The following is a 16,749-nucleotide window of genomic DNA, read 5'->3' on the forward strand; positions in this document are numbered from 1 at the left end:
CTGGGCCAAGAGTCGGACGTAGTTCTGCGATGTTCGACACCTGGTACAGAGGAGGCTTTATGAGGCGGCTCCCCTCGTTTCCGGCGGCTTTTTTACAATCCCCCGGCCTTTTGAAGGCTTTTCGACGCGCCCGTTTTCATTGTTCCCACAGGCACCCGAGTTGAATCTTGTGTCCATCCACAATCGCTCTGTGACTGTAGTCGCAGAACGACGGTTTTCGTGAAGAATATTCGAAGTTCGCCATATTATTTCCAATAATCATAAAGTTGTTGCATTGGCCCTGGTCTTGCTTGGAGGTGTCGTTGTGGCTCCGACCATACTGCCTCTAACCATCAAAAGGAGTGTATCCATGGCTACAAAATCTACGTTGAGCCTTCTGGCCGCTGTTATTTCGCTATCCTTCGGTACGGCCTACGCGTTCCGCGACGCGGGCGACCCCGCGGTGCCCGGCGCCACCACTCCCCAGCCCGAGGAACAGTCAACTGAGAGATCGCTAACCAAGAAAGACGCCCTGGCCAATGGGGTCCCGGAGGAGATATTCAACATGGCTGACACGAACAAGGATGACAAGCTCGATGCCGAGGAAATCACCGCGTATAACGAGAAAGTAAGCAAGAAGCGCTGAGCTTCGGGGCGATAAGACGGCCGGGGCACCTGGACCCCGGCCGTCTTGTTTCAATCAGATCCTCCACACTCGCGGAACCTCGCTTTGTGCCGAACCGGTCGGTAAAAGACCAAGGTCATAATCGGCTTAATTTCGATGTCCGTGTCACCAGGGGTAGTAATCGTAATTCAATACTAAGCCGCAACTCGACTGCATCGGTCGAATCGGTCTCACCGATACCGCGCCTTCTCCATGTAGCCATATTACTCGGGCTGCACTGCGCGTTCCGATACGAACAGCGCTCGGGTGAGTACCCGCGACCTTAATCCAAACGCCTTCCTCTGTCCTGATCGCGTTTCATGACCGCCAACGAGGTTGTTGCTTTGCTGAAAAGCTTAGCAATTTAGTCAAGAAAGATATTGCAAAGCGACAACGAGCCTTTAAAATGTGCATATAGATGCATAAATTACTTTACTTTCTAAGTAGTGAGAGGGAATGGCGATTATCGAAGTTTGTGCGATTTCCACCCATTCTTAGAGGTAGTTGAGCGAGGGGCAAATGACAGAACACGAATGGGATCGGGAACACGTGCAGGAAATTATCCGCTGTGATAAGGATAAACCTGGTGCATTGTTGCCGATTCTGCACGGCATTCAAGACGCATTAGGGTATGTGCCACCGGACAGCATCCCGCTGATCGCAGGGGAACTGAACCTTTCGCGCGCCGAAGTGCACGGCGTCATCAGCTTTTACCACTATTTCCGTAGCACGCCGCCGGGCAAGCGCACCATCTATCTGTGCCGGGCCGAATCCTGCCAAGCGATGGGTTCCGACGCACTGGAAACTCATGCCAAGCAGCGGCTGAATATCGATTACCACGAAACGACCGGCGACGGGGCTTTCAGCCTGGAGCCCGTATATTGTCTCGGCAACTGCGCGTGTTCGCCATCGATCATGATCGATAAAGACGTATACGGACGCGTGACGTCCGAGACGTTCGACGAGATTATTGAAAATATGCAGGTTGATGCGCAATGACGACCGTTTACGTTTCTCGAGACTCCAGCGCGCTTTCCCTCGGCGCCGAGCAGGTCGCCGCCGCCATTCGGGCCGAAGCGGCCAAACGAAATATCGCTATCGATTTGGTTCGTAACGGCTCCCGTGGCATGTATTGGCTGGAGCCCCTGGTAGAAGTGGCTACCGAGGAAGGCCGGATAGCCTATGGGCCCGTGCGTATCGGCGACGTGCCTTCCTTATTCGAGGCGGGTTTTCTTCAGGGCGGTTCGCATTCCCTTTGCCTTGGGCCGACCGATGCCATTCCTTATTTCAAGAATCAGGAAAGGCTGACCTTTGCCCGCGTCGGGATCACCGATCCGGTCAGCCTGGACGACTATCTGGGTCATCAGGGCTTTCGCGGCCTACGCCGCGCTTTGGACATGGAGCCCTCTGCCATCGTTGACGAGGTCACCACCTCGGGGCTACGCGGACGCGGCGGTGCGGCTTTTCCGACCGGCATCAAATGGCGCACGGTGTTGAATACGGCATCGGACATAAAATACATCGTCTGCAACGCCGACGAGGGCGACTCGGGCACTTTCTCCGACCGCATGATCATGGAAGGGGACCCGTTAGTTCTGATCGAGGGCATGACCATCGCCGGGCTCGCGGTGGGTGCAACCCAGGGTTACATTTATCTGCGCGTCGAATATCCCCATGCCCATCGTGCGCTGAACGAGGCCATCGACACTGCGTATCGGTCCGGTTACCTCGGAAAAGACATTCTGGGCAGCGGCAAGAGCTTCGATCTGGAAGTTCGTTTGGGCGCCGGAGCATATGTGTGCGGCGAGGAAACCTCGCTTCTCGAGAGCCTCGAAGGCAAGCGGGGACTGGTCCGCTTCAAGCCGCCGCTGCCGGCCATCGAAGGGCTGTTCGGACGGCCGACCGTCATCAACAACGTCATTTCGCTGGCTTCGGTGCCGATCATTCTCGACAAGGGCGGCGAATACTACCGTGATTTCGGCATGGGCCGCTCGCGCGGCACGCTGCCGATTCAATTGGCGGGCAACATCAAGCATCCGGGGTTGATCGAGAAGGCTTTCGGTATCACCTTACGGGAAATCCTTTACGACTATGGCGGCGGTTCCGCCACCGGAAGGCCGATTCGCGCGGTACAGGTCGGCGGGCCTTTGGGCGCGTACCTGCCGGAATCCCAGTTCGATACGCCGCTGGACTACGAAGCGTTTTCCGCCATTTGGGCGGTGCTCGGCCACGGCGGCGTGGTGGCCTTCGACGACACCGTCGACATGGCCAAGATGGCCCGCTACGGCATGGAATTCTGCGCGATCGAGTCCTGCGGCAAGTGTACGCCCTGCCGAATCGGGTCGACTCGCGGCATAGAAGTAATCGACAAGATCATTGAAGGCGTAGACCGGGAGAAAAACCTAGCGCTCCTCCGGGATCTTTCCGATACCCTCCTCAATGGATCGCTTTGTGCGTTGGGCGGCATGACGCCGTACCCGGTGTTGAGCGCTCTCAACCATTTTCCCGAGGATTTCGGCATTTCCACGGCAGACAAAGCTGCTTAGAAATAGGGTGCGTCGCCCGCCCCGAATGCTTTGCGGTGCGCATTGCGCATCTTACGACTCAGGAGTCATCCCATGGCACTACGTGATAACGACTTCGGCACCCCCCCAAGCCAATCCGACAAGCTGGTCACCTTGGAAATTGACGGCTTCAGCGTGACCGTGCCCGAGGGCACATCGGTTCTCAGAGCGGCGGCCAGCATCGGCATCCAGATCCCGAAACTGTGCGCCACGGATAGCCTGGAACCTTTCGGTTCCTGCCGCTTATGCCTGGTGCAAATCGAGGGCGGACGAGGGCTGCCCGCGTCCTGCACCACGCCGGTGGCGGAAGGCATGAAGGTCTGCACCCAGAACGAGCGATTGGCCAAAGTCCGCCGCGGGGTGATGGAACTGTACATTTCGGACCATCCGCTGGATTGCCTCACCTGCTCCGCCAATGGCAATTGCGAATTGCAGGATATGGCCGGCGCGGTGGGCCTCAGGGAAGTGCGTTATGGCTACGAGGGCGAGAACCATCTGAAGGCCGAAAAGGACACCAGCAACCCCTATTTTGCCTTCGATCCGGCCAAGTGCATCGTCTGCTCCCGTTGCGTGCGTGCCTGCGAAGAAGTGCAGGGTACCTTCGCCTTGACCCTGGACGGCCGGGGCTTCGACTCCAAGGTTTCGCCCGGGCAGAACCAGGCCTTCATGGAGTCCGAATGCGTTTCTTGCGGGGCCTGTGTACAGGCGTGTCCGACTGCGACGCTGATGGAAAAGTCCGTAATCGAGAAGGGCCAGCCGGAACACAGCATTGTCACCACCTGCGCCTATTGCGGCGTGGGTTGCTCGTTCAAGGCGGAAATGAAGGGAGCCGAGGTGGTGCGCATGGTGCCCAACCAGGATGGTCACGCCAATCACGGCCATTCCTGCGTCAAGGGACGTTTCGCCTTCGGCTATGCGACCCACAAGGATCGCATTACGACGCCCATGATTCGGAAAAGCATCAACGATCCATGGCAGGTCGTATCCTGGGAAGAAGCGATAAACTATGCCGCATCCGAGTTCAAGCATATTCAGGCCCAGTACGGTCGCTATTCCGTGGGCGCCTTGACTTCCAGCCGTTGCACCAATGAGGAGACCTACCTGGTGCAGAAGCTGGTGCGCGCGGCTTTCGGCAACAATAACGTCGACACCTGCGCCCGGGTCTGCCACTCGCCCACCGGCTATGGCCTCAAGCAGACCTTGGGCGAGTCGGCCGGGACCCAGACTTTCGATTCGGTCATGAAGGCCGACGTCATCATGGTGATAGGCGCCAATCCCACCGATGGCCATCCGGTGTTCGGCTCGATGATGAAGCGCCGTATCCGCGAAGGCGCCAAGCTGATCGTGGCGGACCCGCGCGACATCGATCTGGTGAGATCCGCGCATGTGAAGGCCGATTACCATCTGAAACTGCGCCCCGGTACCAATGTGGCGCTGATCAACGCCTTGGCCCACGTGATTGTTACTGAAGGCCTTTCAAACGACGCTTTCGCACTGGAGCGCTGCGAAACGGCCTCTTACGAGAAGTGGAAGTCCTTCGTCAGCGAAGAGCGCAACTCGCCTGAAGCGAGCGAATCGGTGACCGGCGTTCCGCCAGCGACGGTGCGCGCCGCGGCGAGGCTCTACGCCACCGGCGGCAATGCCGCGATTTACTACGGCCTCGGCGTTACCGAACACAGCCAGGGTTCCACCACAGTGATCGGCATCGCCAATTTGGCCATGGCGACCGGCAATATCGGACGGGAAGGCGTGGGCGTGAACCCCTTGCGCGGCCAGAACAACGTGCAGGGCTCCTGCGACATGGGTTCGTTCCCGCACGAATTCCCCGGCTATCGCCACGTTTCCGATTTCGAAACCCGCGCCCAGTTCGAATCGGCGTGGGGCGTAACCCTGGAATCCGAGCCGGGCTTGCGCATCCCCAATATGTTCGGCGCCGCGCTGGACGGAAGCTTCAAGGGGCTGTATTGCGAGGGTGAAGATATCGCGCAGTCCGATCCGGATACCCAGCATGTCCATGCCGCCCTCCGGGCCATGGAATGCGTGGTGGTGCAGGATTTGTTCTTGAATGAAACTGCGAAGTTCGCCCACGTGTTTCTGCCGGGCGCGTCGTTCCTGGAAAAGAACGGCACTTTCACCAATGCCGAACGGCGTATTTCCCCAGTCAGGAAAGTCATGCCGCCTTTGGCCGGCTACGAGGACTGGGAAGTAACCCAGTTGCTGTCGAATGCCTTGGGTTACCCCATGAACTATTCGCACCCGTCCGAGATCATGGATGAGATCGCGCGGCTGGTGCCAACTTTCACGGGCGTCAGCTTCGCCAAGCTCGACGAGCTGGGCAGCGTGCAATGGCCGTGCAACGAGAAAGCGCCGATCGGTACGCCGACCATGCACATCGACCAGTTCGTGCGCGGCAAAGGACGCTTCATGCTGACGGAATACGTGCCGACCCAGGAACGGACCAGCAGCCGTTATCCGCTGATCCTTACTACCGGCCGCATCCTGTCCCAATATAACGTGGGTGCGCAGACCCGCCGCACCATGAATTCGGTCTGGCATTCGGAGGATCGTCTGGAAATCCATCCGCACGATGCGGAACAACGCGGTATCAAGGACGGCGACTGGGTGGGCATCAAGAGCCGTTCGGGCGAAACCGTACTGAGAGCCACCCTCACCGAACGGGTGCAGCCGGGCGTGGTGTATACCACTTTCCACTTTCCGGAATCGGGCGCCAATGTCATTACTACAGACAATTCCGACTGGGCGACCAATTGCCCTGAGTACAAGGTGACGGCGGTGCAAGTCACCAAAGTTTCCGGCCCCTCGGAATGGCAGCGCCGATACCAGGAGTTCTCGGAGGAACAGTTGGCGTTGCTCGAGCAACGTACATCGGCCACCGGTTGAGACTGCGAGATGGCCGTTCTCGCCTCCGAATTGGGGTGGCCCAGTTATCGAGTCAGTCCGGTTGAGCGCTGGCATGGCGATAAACATGCCAATCAGGACGACTGTATCGCCGAGGAAGCTCCGATTGCCTTGATGTATAACGGCGAATCGCATGCCGTCATGCTGGCGACGCCTTTGGATCTGGAGGATTTCGCTCTGGGGTTCAGCCTTACTGAGGCTATCGTCGCGTCGCCGGGCGAGGTGGAGTCGATAAAGGTTTACCAGCGTTCCGAGGGAATCGAGGTGCGCCTACGCATTCCGGAGGCGCGTTGCGCGGGTGCCGCGGAGAAAGGGCGCAATCTCGCCGGACGGACCGGCTGCGGGCTTTGCGGTGCGCGCACGCTCCAACAGGCCATGCGCCGGCCGGGTCCGGTAGGGCAGGGTGTGCAAGTGTCGGCGCCGGAATTGATTCGGGTGCTCGCCGAACTATCGGAGCATCAAAGGTTAAACCGTATCACTGGGGCGGTACACGCGGCGGCTTGGGCCGTGCCGGGACAAGGCATACAGTGGGTTCGCGAGGATATCGGCCGACATAATGCGCTGGACAAGCTTATCGGCGCGCTGGCGCGGCAAGGTGTCGATTTCGGCAGTGGCTTCGTGGTGGTAACCAGCCGGGCCAGTTATGAGATGGTGCAGAAATGCGCGTCCGTCGGCATCGGTTTTCTGGCCGCGATCTCAGCGCCTACCGGACTCGCGGTGCGCTTGGCCGAAGATGCGGGGGTCACGCTGGTCGGATTTGCCCGTGGCGACAAGCATGTGGTTTACGCAAATCCGCAACGCCTGCTGCACAGCAAGGCCTGAGCGCTTAACGCCGCCAAGCCTTCAACCTCTCAAACAAGAAGATCATGAATATCGAAAATCTGGTAAAAATGGCCAATGACATCGGCAATTTTTTTAATGCCGAGCCGGACCGATCCATTGCGATACATGGCATCGCCGATCACATCCGGAAATTCTGGGACCCTAGAATGCGTAAAGCCATCATCGCTCACCATCGGGAAGGCGGGATCGGTCTGAGTGAATTGCCGCGAGCAGCTGTCGCCGAACTGGCGGATGAAACCGTATCGCTGAAGGAATCCGGCGACGGCTGAAGCTAGCCGATTGTTAATCAGGCCCGTAAATGCCTTTCTGGCATTTCGGGCCGCCGTCCAAGCCGGTTTACACGCTTAGGCCTAGCTCGCGTGGCTTGTCGCCGCGCTAAGAAGCCCTGCCCCGGATAAACCCGGCCTATATTCTTAGACCGAGTCAATAGGGCATTTTCTGATTCGGTGTAAGGGAGCCCCATATGTAGGTCGGCAATCCCTTGCCGACGTACCGGCTCGGCAAAGGGCTTTGTCGGCAAGGGATTGCCGACCTATGTTCTTCCCGCCCCACACGAATCCGTACACCGGGATGAAAAACGCTCTAAAAAGCGCCGGCTATTTGCTCAATGCTCGGCAGTCAGAGAATAAGGCTCCGGAGAAAGCTCAGAAGTACGGGCGAAGAGGAGGTCGGCCAGGAGGCGGGCAGAAGCCGGTGCCATGGCGAATCCGTTGCGGAAATGGCCGCAATTGAAATGTAAATTCTGAATCTCAGGATGCCTGCCTATATACGGGATACCCCTAGGCGAGCCGGGGCGCAGTCCCGCCCAGTGTTTTTCAATCGAGCAAGCGCGGAGTGCCGGGAGCACGGTATAGGCAAACTCGGCAAGCTCGTCCCGTGCGGACTCTGTGGTGCTCTTGTCGAAGCCGGAGTGCTCCAAGGTACTGCCCGCTAAGATCTTTCCGTCTTTTCGAGGAATCAAGTAGTGATCTCGGCTCAGGACCATATGTCTGAGCAACTCCGGCTCAGCCGAAAAGACGATCATCTGTCCTTTCACTGGTTCCACGTCGAGGTGCGGCACGAAAAAAAAGCGATCACTCATCGTTCCCGACCAAGCTCCGGCAGTAATGACGTATTGGTCGGCGGAGTAAGTTTCGTTCCCGGCGTTAATATGCGTGATCTTGCTGCGGTCCACGGCAATCTCGGTGACCGTCCGGTGTTCCGAAATTTGCACGCCGTCTGCCAATAGCTCCGACTGCAATGCTCGGAGCAATCTCGGATTTCTGACCTGAGCGATGTCAGGCAGGAATATGGGGGAACTCGGCATAAATTGCACGGCAGGCTCCAGTTCACGGAAGCGCGCGAGATCCGGCCGTTCGTAGGCAATCCCGTAGCTTTCACACCAAGTTTCCGCGAGATGCACGTTCTCGCAGTCGGCAATCAATAATCCGCTCTTTCGCCATTCCGGATCGATCCCGGTGCGGCGATGTAGAGTTTCGGCAAGCTTGGGATATTCAGCATGACTTGGAAGCCAGAGTTGGAGGATCGGCTCCACGGCTCGCCAGGGATAGAGCGGACTGAGAATTCCGCCGCCCGCCCACGAAGACTCCCGACCAATCATCTGCCTTTCCAGGATGAGAACGCGAGCGCCAGATCTTATGAGTTCGCGCGCCGTCATCAGTCCGATAACGCCACCGCCGATGATGATGATATCCGTCATACCAATTTGCCAAGCTGGTCGAGAGTTATTCGAAAAACGTCTTGTGCGCATTGCGATGCGCTTTTCTGGGTGTATTTCGGTGGAGACATTTATGCGAAGCTTGCTATATTTCGACTCACCGACATCCCTGCGCCACGACGGACACAATGCCGAGCATGGCCGTGGGATATGAAATCGACTAGAGGAACATCAATGCCTTGGAAAAAAAGTTTATCCGCCGCGTCTATTTTACTGTCTTTCTTGCCCGGCGTTTCTTCCGGACTGGTAGTAGATATTCAGGGTACCCGGCTTGCACCGCAAGCGCCCGGCGAAACCTGCGTCGATATTACCGGTGATTATCGAGGTGTGCGAATCGAGGCCGATAATCCGGGCCAAACTCCGAGAATTTGCTACAACGGCTCGCGGAACAACTCGGTCAGCATTGCGAATGCCACCTTTGTTGCCAAACCGCCGGTGAAACAGGAGGTGGTCATCAAATTCGAGCATGAATTTCCGCCTGGCATCAATGGAAAGATCATGGCGCGCGCCAAGTTACAGGGCTTTTTTGCCACCGGCAGCGGCGTCGGCGTTCCGACTGGCGATAAGTTGAAGCTCGAAACCTTCTTCTCGCAAGGCGGTTCGGATGACGCTATAGCAACACCTTTGGATTTTACCGTAGGCGATCAGTTGGATTCGGCATTGCTGGAATATTCGGTCAAGAAGCAATACTTGGCTGCCGGACCTCGCTCGTTGAAAGGGGTTTTGAAAATCGAATTTACCGGAGCGGAACACAAGTTGGCTTTGCCTGAAAGATGCCTGATTTCGCTCGATACCGGCTCCACTTTTGAAGATAAGCTGGATACTTTGGAAACCTTGGAAGATGACGAAGCCCCGGTATCTCCGGAAGCAGGCGAATCAGGAGCGGAAACCTTGCCGACAGATCCAGGCGAGCTGGAGAATGGGCTGCCTCCTTTGCCCGAACTACAGTCTGATTCCGATCCCACGAATGCGACGCCGATCGATATCAAAGCGACCGACAAACAGGAGTTGCCTTCGCCGACCGAACTGTTGCCAAAAGTCCGATAGTCCAAAAACGGCAACTGTGTGGTTAGGCAATACCGGAGAAGCTGTCCGAGTTTGGACAGCCCGGCGGCTATCCGCTGAACCGTTTGGGTGACGCCGCGCACTCGGGTACGTTCCAACCGCCGTTTCTAGGACCTAGGACAACGGTCTGTCCGCTTCTTTTTCCTACGTGCCTAGAGGGTCGATCGCGGCAGTGATTCTTTTCACTGCCGCGATCGTGTTCCGTGGATTTCTCGAAACTCGTCTTGCCTTACATCGGCCTGATTTCAGGCAATTGCGGCGGTGGCGGCTCCACGGGCGCCGTCGGAGGGCTAGGCGGTACTTGGGGCCCTATTTCCCTTAGCCGCTCCTGGAGTCTTTCCATTCCCCTCTCCAAAGACGCATCCATAATGACGACGTTTCCCATCGATAAAATGATCCGTTGCAGTTCCGGGATTCTCGTGGTGCCGGTCGAGACGATGTAAACGGGCTGTACATACAAGACCGATCGACCCACCGGCAGGACGATGATGCGGCCGCGCAATACATGCGAGCCCTTTTGGTCCCAAAGGGCAAACTGTCTTGCGATCTCCGGGTCCTGGTCGATCAGAGCGCTGACTTGAGACGGGCCTTCGACCTGGACCTCGCGGCTGAATCTGTAGAGGACGATCTCCTTGAAAAAGTCGGTACGTCCCCCCCTGGCGGCCGGCGTGCCCGCGACTGCCAGCACGCTGAGGTTGCTCCGTCCTATGGGGGTCATCGGGTTGATCAGAACGAAGTTTTCTGGCTCACGAAGTCCCTCCAACAGGTAAGTTGTGAAGTAAAAGGGCTTCAGGATGGAATCGTTGACCAGAGGAAAATCCCAGGTCTCCGCCTGCTGGAAGAACAAAGCCGGGTCGGTTTGATGATAGCGGGCGTAGATGCTCATCTGAGTGGTGAACATATCCTTGGGATAGCGAAGTTGCTCTCGGAGCATCGGCGGCATGGCGCTCATATCCTTGAAGACACCCGGATAAGCTTTTCTGTAGCCTTGGATGATGGGATCGTTTGGGTTCGCGACGTAGTAGTCGACGTTACCGTCGAAAGCGTCGATGACGATTTTGACCGAGTTGCGGATGTAATTGAATTGCTTATCCTCGCTGTCCCGATTGAAACGGGTGACCGAGGTTTTTGAGACCGGGTACAGGCCGGAAGTCGTGTAGGCGTCTACGATCCAGTAGATACGCTTTGGCGTGACGACGGCGTAGGGGTCGTTGTCCAAGGACAAATAGGGCGTGAGGCTCTTGATCCGATCGATGATGTTGCGCCGGAACAGCGCCCGGCTGTCACCGCGGATGTTGACCGAAAAAAACAGTTTCTCGTCTCTGAAATAAATTGAGAAAAGCAGTCTCCTGAAAAACGAGGAAATCGGCACCCCGCCGCTGCCGGTATAGTTGTAGCTGGATTCCTCGTCGAAGCTGGAAATGCCTACCACGCTGAGCCGATTCGGTACGATCGCGTAGGTTAAGTTCTCTTCGCCGAAATAGATGTCGGGCTTTTCGATCGCGAAGCCGACTCCTGACTGAAGGGTCAAGTCGCGGAGAAACCACTTCATCGGCGTTTCGCCATCCTGAGCGGCGGGCGTAATGACCGCACCGTAGCCATGGGTATAACGGAGGTGGGTGTTTTCCCAATTCTGAGCCTCGGACGGCAGCTTGGTGATGTTGACTTCGCGCGAGGAAAGATTCACCTGCTCGAGCCGGCCGTTGATTACATAGCGTGCAATGTCCACGCCTGGAAAGCGATAGTAGGGCCGAATACCCTGCATCTGCTGATACACGTCGTCAAGGTATTCGGGATCCCAGACCGGAATGTTGTACAGGTGTTCGCGGAAGGCCTGATCGAGAATATCTCGGTTAGGGAGACCCGGCATGACATCGATGATCTTGATGTCGTTCAGCTCATAAGCGGCAAGGGTCGCATTGATATTGTTCCGCATGAACTCTTGCTCGACCTTGACGGGATTCGGTTTTACCACAAACCGATCGATCAAGCCGGGGATGAAGTCGATCTTACGGGCACCCAAAGCGACTGAGAAAATGAGGACCAAACTGACCAGTGCAGTCAATCCGTTGCCTCGGTGTACATAGATCAAACTGGCGGCCACCGCCCCAAGCAGGGTCAAAATAGCGAGCCAAATCAAAGGCAAGTGATAGCGAAGTTCGATGAACCCCGGGCCGAAGAATTGGGGCTCGTGGACGTCCGTATATAGCAGTCCGAAGCGGTAGAGAATGAAACCCCATGCCACGATCAGCGCGGTGATGATGACCAGGCCGCTGAGGTGAATTCTCGCGCCGATAGGCCACTCCCTTTTTTCGCCCGGAAGTAACCGATGCTCCAGCCAATAAAGGAGTGCGATCGCCAGCGTCGCGATGATCGATGCGATGAGCAATTCCCTTTGAATCAGCGTGAAGATCGGGTAGGAGAACATGTAAAAGCTGACATCGTTCCCGAATACCGGATCGGTGACTCCGGCGCTGGGAGCAAACAAGAACAGCAATGCGGCATTCCATTGTTTGTAGAACGGAATCGCGATGAGAATGGCCAAAATTAAGGACAATGGCGTGTAAACCCGCAAAGAGCCGGTTTGAAAGAGTTTCAACAATCGCCGGTAGCGGGTTCCTTCGGTATGGCCCAATCTGGCAAAGGCGGTTTCGTCTATGCCGAGATAACGGGACGCAGCCCAGAAATTCAGGAAGAAGATGAAGAAGAAAAACAGAGTGACGCTACCCGACAAAATGTAGCGATAAAGAAGTTTAAGCCAAAAATATCCGCCATAGTCGAGCTCGTCGTGCCACCAATAATCCACTATGAAATTCGTCAAAGCGATGCCGGATGCCAAAAGCACGACAGCCAAGCCAATGATGGCGGCGGCAATCAACATCAGCAGTCGTTTCCAATTTTGCATAGGGTCCTCTCGAGTAATTCTGATTCTTGCTGTCGGACTGGTTGGGATAGCGGGGCGGAGCCGCAGTTTCAAAAAGCGGCATCGGGAAGCCGGACTAGAGTTGCATTTGTAGCGGCCAGACTACGCCGTAAGATAATACCTAGACTCTAGTGAGACAAGTAGATGCTTAATTAGTGACAAGGCCGTTCGAAAGGGGCGGGAATCTCGGTCCGCCCCGGAACGAATGGTGCCGAAAAAAGCGACGTTCGCCACTTTTCAACAGGTAATAAGCCGTTGAGTAATCTGGAAAACGAGAAATATTCCCTGTCCGTGTCGCAAAAGCTTCATAGACAGGCTTCTACGGCTTCCTCAAAAGAAAAAAGACCGAATCCGATGAATCAATACGGATAAGTGCGAGTCGGATAGGTCTGCTGCGGATCGCTGTTAGGATATTGCGGATAATTGCCTTGCTGAGGGTATCCTGTCGGCTGTTGGGGGTAAGTTCCCGGTTGAGGGTAGCCGCCCGGTTGTTGGGGATAAGGGTAAGTGCTCGGTTGAGGATAGCTGCCGGGCTGCTGCGGATAAGCGTTCGGCTGAGGATAGCCGTTTTGCGGATAAGTTCCGGTTGGTGCGGGGTAGTAACCTGGGTTCTGCGGCGCTACGGGTTGCTGTGCGGCAGCTTGATTGGGGCGAATCAACAGCTCCACCCGACGGTTGCGTGCTTTACCTTCTTCCGTGCTATTGCTGGCGATAGGCTGACTTTCGCCCATTCCGACCGTGTGCAGGCGACCGCCGGCAACGGCCTGTGCCATCAAGAACTCGGAGACGGCGCCGGCTCTCCGGCGAGACAGGTCCATATTGTACGCGTCGTTGCCGTCCGAATCGGTATGTCCGACCACGGTGAGCAATGTTTCCGGAAATTGATTCAAAGTCGACGCGACTTGGGTCAACGCACTTGCCGCTTGCGGTGAGATTTGGTCGGAGTTGTAGGCAAAAGTGACATTGTTCGGCATGTTCAGAACCAGATCATTGCCGCTCCGCTGCACTTCGATGCCGGTACCTGCCAACTGATCGCGCAGTTGCGTCTCCTGGCGATCCATGTAAGCACCCACTCCGGCGCCCAGCAATCCGCCTACGCCGGCGCCAATGAGCGCGCCTTTCCCCTTGTCCTTGGCGATGATTGCGCCTAGCCCTGCGCCGCTGGCCGCCCCTATCAATGCCCCCGTGCCGGTCTTGCCGAATTGCGGTGAACCCCCGTAAGGACCACTCGCGCAGCCCGTCAATAACATGGCGACTACGCTGGCGGTAATAGTGTTCTTAAACATTATTGTCTCCTCGAATGGACGTGCTTGCTTTGTAACGAGTGAGCGGCGTGTTCGCCGTATCACCCAAACGGATACAGTGTAACGTAGGTTTTGTTTGATGCGGGTTTCTTCAGTTGCCGGAGAGGCGGAGGAGTTTAAACCTAGAAACGGCACTCGGACGCGTCCAACTGCCGTTTCTAGGTTAGAGATCTGAATTCATCTCGACTGAATCGTACCGAGGTAAGAGCGTGTGAAGGGGAAGGTTCGGAACCGACCGATCGAAGAGAGACAAGGTGTTCCGGGACTGACAGCGTTCGTTGGAAACACCGCCATCCCGGCCCTTTCGACGGGGCTGCGGAGATGCCTCCCCCGGTCAGGGGGAGGAATTCACCGTCGCGACATCGACTGGAATGGCGCTCCCGTCAAACGGTGCTTTCTAAGACAAGTCACTGCATTTCGACCAGCTCGCCAGCCGGGATGGCACCATCCGAGCGGCCTTTTAGATAGGCGTAAAGGCCGTCCATGTTATCGACGACCGCCTTATTGCCTTTGTAGGCAGGCATATTCTTCCGGCCTTCCAAAACGACTTGCTGGAATTGTTCCTTCGAGAGATTCTTCATGCTGTTGAGCAGATTGGGAAAAGCGGGGCCGCCCTCGCCGGTGGGGCCATGGCAGGTTTCGCAGCGTTGCCGTTTGTAGATTTTCCAGCCTTCGAAGGTCGCTTTATCGACCTTGTTGCCTTCGACTTTGTATGGTCCCTCGGCGCGTGCCGTATGCGCGCCAGCGATAAGCAGACAACAGGCGATAATGCCCCATGCCGATTTAACGGCTGTTGCGGAACAAGATCTCATAATCAAACTCCTCCTAAGTTCGTGTTTGAATAGCCGGGCACTCGACAAGACACCGTCCGTGCCTGGCTGGAAGACGAGAACCGAAGGCGCAATGGCATCGCGGCCGTCTTGGTTCACAAACCGGATAATTGCACACAATAGGCGACGAATAAAACGGGCTGAGAGATCGCGGCGAGCTATTTATATGAGGGAGCTTTTGGCTGGAGTCGTTGAGCCCCGCTCGACGCGGACCACGCCGACTTAGGCATCTTCTCGGAGGCGGCGCATCAGCCATCCGCGAAAAAGCGCCGAGTCCGTCATGGTGGGCAGGCCCCTTGCCTCGAGGAATTGCTCTAACTCGGCAGCGGAGGCGGGTTTTCGTTCGTGTTCGTACCAAAAAAGATCCAGGAGAAACTCCCGCCCGAATCTTTCCTGAAGGCGTGATTTGTCTTTCCTCCGTTCCGCGAGTCGTTTCGTTCGGAGTGCTTGAAGATCGATTAGATTGGAAGTCTCGTCGGCCATGGCCGAATCCCCCCGGTTGGACTGGGTTTGAATTAATCTTGCCTTGGAATTTCAAAGACCGCGGCAAATGAGCGCGTTTCACGAATGACGAACCCTTGCAGGACCGCGGCGCGCTTGAAAATGGGAATTATCGCAAACTGCGGACTCGAAAACTCGGCCCGTCATGTGAAATCAAGGGCGATGACGAGAAACGCAGTGAATATCGAAAGGAACTTATAAGCTTGCCACATCTCGTTTCACGGATCGTATTCCACGTGGATATGATGTTTTTCGCCGATCACTTGAAACCCGTCGCCCAGACTCCTCCGCAATTCGCGAGTGACCTTCTTGCGGGTAGAGGGAACGAAATATCTGGAACGGAGATCGACAGCCAAGCCCGCATAATGCAGGCTCCCCTTTTTGTGCCGGCCGTCCAAGCCCGACGTAACGACCAGGGTTTTTCCGTGCCGCGTCCAAACCCGGCGGGCTTTATGAATGGCCGAATACATTCTGGCGTCCAGCCCGTGCAGGATCGCGCCTTTCTTGACGGCTATCATGGCTGGAGGTCTCAATAAAGAATGAGAGCCTACGACCATGGCGAGCTCGTCGCCCGTCGCCAAAATCGATCTGGAGAATAAGACGGCCATCAGCATCAATAGCGCATCGGCCGTTCTTGCTGGGATTTTCCTTGACTCCGGTCGCATCTTGCCCTCCCGGAAATTCCATTCGGTTGGCGAGATAAAGTTAGACGGATCGGATGCCTCGGTGTTTTACGTCAAAGGATTTTTCGACCGATTTTGTTTGTCATAGAGGTCGAAATCGGCTGACACATAAGAAAAACCAGAAAGAGAAGCGCGCCGGTATTTTTGAAAGCGGACGCAGGAACATCATGAAAGCCTTGTTATTATTGCTTACCTTGTTGTCTTATGGAGGCCTGGCCATGTCGTGGGATTCGTCACAGTTCAAAAACGAGAGCAAGGAGGAACTCCGCAAGAAGCTGACGAGCGAACAGTTCAAAGTGACTCAGGAAGATGGCACCGAGAGAGCGTTCAAGAACGAGTATTGGGACAATCACCGAGAAGGCATCTATGTCGATGTCGTGTCGGGCGAACCCCTCTTCAGTTCTCTCGACAAGTTCGATTCCGGCACCGGGTGGCCGAGCTTCACCAAGCCGTTGGAGCCGAGCAACATCGCTTACCGGCAGGACCGATCCTGGTTCATGGTTCGCAACGAAGTGCGCAGCAAGCACGCCGATTCGCACCTCGGTCATGTGTTCGATGACGGTCCGCCGCCCACCGGAAAGCGCTTCTGCATGAATTCGGCGGCTTTGCGGTTCATCCCCAAGGAAGATTTGGAAAAAGAAGGCTACGGGGAGTACCGGGCTCTTTTCGAAAAGACGAAGTGACCAAACAAAAAAAGCTGACGGGTCTGGCTTGTCGAGACCGATTTAGCCGCTAAATCGCCGCGTATTTTCGTTCT

At 56.2% G+C, this 16,749-nt stretch carries 14 protein-coding genes; 8 read left to right on the forward strand and 6 right to left on the reverse strand.

What is annotated here, in order from left to right; all coding sequences use genetic code 11:
• The first annotated feature begins 349 nt into the window (after positions 1-349).
• From ACR2TX_RS15900 to ACR2TX_RS15925, 6 genes are all read left to right on the forward strand, one after another.
• Entirely contained in the window at positions 350-625 is a 276-nt protein-coding gene (locus ACR2TX_RS15900) for a hypothetical protein (protein ID WP_086135061.1), read from the forward strand.
• Positions 626-1,162: 537 nt separating this feature from the next.
• The gene (locus ACR2TX_RS15905; RefSeq protein WP_434130086.1) at positions 1,163-1,642 is read left to right on the forward strand and encodes a formate dehydrogenase subunit gamma; all 480 of its coding nucleotides are present in this window, start codon (positions 1,163-1,165) and stop codon (positions 1,640-1,642) included.
• On the forward strand, positions 1,639-3,189 hold the full coding sequence (locus tag ACR2TX_RS15910) for a formate dehydrogenase beta subunit (protein WP_077729813.1): 1,551 nt from the start codon (positions 1,639-1,641) through the stop codon (positions 3,187-3,189). Before ACR2TX_RS15905 ends, ACR2TX_RS15910 begins: the two co-directional genes overlap by 4 nt.
• A gap of 72 nt (positions 3,190-3,261) precedes the next feature.
• Entirely contained in the window at positions 3,262-6,108 is a 2,847-nt protein-coding gene (gene fdhF, locus ACR2TX_RS15915) for a formate dehydrogenase subunit alpha (RefSeq protein WP_434130088.1), read from the forward strand.
• Between the two features lie 9 nt (positions 6,109-6,117).
• Positions 6,118-6,948 carry a formate dehydrogenase accessory sulfurtransferase FdhD gene (gene fdhD, locus ACR2TX_RS15920; protein WP_077729811.1) on the forward strand — a complete coding sequence of 277 codons (831 nt, stop codon included), beginning with the start codon at positions 6,118-6,120 and terminating at the stop codon, positions 6,946-6,948.
• A 44-nt stretch (positions 6,949-6,992) separates the two neighbouring features.
• Positions 6,993-7,238 carry a formate dehydrogenase subunit delta gene (locus tag ACR2TX_RS15925; RefSeq protein ID WP_086135066.1) on the forward strand — a complete coding sequence of 82 codons (246 nt, stop codon included), beginning with the start codon at positions 6,993-6,995 and terminating at the stop codon, positions 7,236-7,238.
• 335 nt (positions 7,239-7,573) lie between these two features.
• Here the strand turns inward: ACR2TX_RS15925 and thiO are convergent, their stop codons facing one another.
• Positions 7,574-8,668: a glycine oxidase ThiO gene (thiO, locus tag ACR2TX_RS15930; protein WP_156879431.1), complete on the reverse strand. Its 1,095-nt coding sequence runs from the start codon at positions 8,666-8,668 to the stop codon at positions 7,574-7,576.
• 6 nt (positions 8,669-8,674) lie between these two features.
• Here thiO and ACR2TX_RS15935 point away from each other — a divergent pair, with 6 nt between their 5' ends.
• The gene (locus tag ACR2TX_RS15935) at positions 8,675-9,733 is read left to right on the forward strand and encodes a hypothetical protein (protein ID WP_133718311.1); all 1,059 of its coding nucleotides are present in this window, start codon (positions 8,675-8,677) and stop codon (positions 9,731-9,733) included.
• A 247-nt stretch (positions 9,734-9,980) separates the two neighbouring features.
• On the opposite strand, the gene ACR2TX_RS15940 is transcribed toward ACR2TX_RS15935, so the two are convergent.
• From ACR2TX_RS15940 to ACR2TX_RS15960, 5 genes are all read right to left on the reverse strand, one after another.
• Positions 9,981-12,656, reverse strand: coding sequence for a UPF0182 family protein (locus ACR2TX_RS15940; protein ID WP_086135069.1), 2,676 nt, complete (start codon positions 12,654-12,656; stop codon positions 9,981-9,983).
• Between the two features lie 377 nt (positions 12,657-13,033).
• Entirely contained in the window at positions 13,034-13,960 is a 927-nt protein-coding gene (locus ACR2TX_RS15945; RefSeq protein WP_086135070.1) for an OmpA family protein, read from the reverse strand.
• A gap of 425 nt (positions 13,961-14,385) precedes the next feature.
• The gene (locus ACR2TX_RS15950; RefSeq protein WP_086135071.1) at positions 14,386-14,790 is read right to left on the reverse strand and encodes a c-type cytochrome; all 405 of its coding nucleotides are present in this window, start codon (positions 14,788-14,790) and stop codon (positions 14,386-14,388) included.
• Between the two features lie 240 nt (positions 14,791-15,030).
• Complete coding sequence (locus tag ACR2TX_RS15955) at positions 15,031-15,291, reverse strand: hypothetical protein (RefSeq protein ID WP_434130092.1); 261 nt, start codon at positions 15,289-15,291, stop codon at positions 15,031-15,033.
• Between the two features lie 236 nt (positions 15,292-15,527).
• The gene (locus tag ACR2TX_RS15960; RefSeq protein ID WP_139841136.1) at positions 15,528-15,974 is read right to left on the reverse strand and encodes a hypothetical protein; all 447 of its coding nucleotides are present in this window, start codon (positions 15,972-15,974) and stop codon (positions 15,528-15,530) included.
• A 185-nt stretch (positions 15,975-16,159) separates the two neighbouring features.
• Here ACR2TX_RS15960 and msrB point away from each other — a divergent pair, with 185 nt between their 5' ends.
• Complete coding sequence (gene msrB / locus ACR2TX_RS15965) at positions 16,160-16,675, forward strand: peptide-methionine (R)-S-oxide reductase MsrB (RefSeq protein WP_077732314.1); 516 nt, start codon at positions 16,160-16,162, stop codon at positions 16,673-16,675.
• Positions 16,676-16,749: the final 74 nt, after the last annotated feature.

It is taken from the genome of Methylocaldum sp. GT1BB (assembly GCF_051027545.1).
GTDB lineage: Bacteria > Pseudomonadota > Gammaproteobacteria > Methylococcales > Methylococcaceae > Methylocaldum.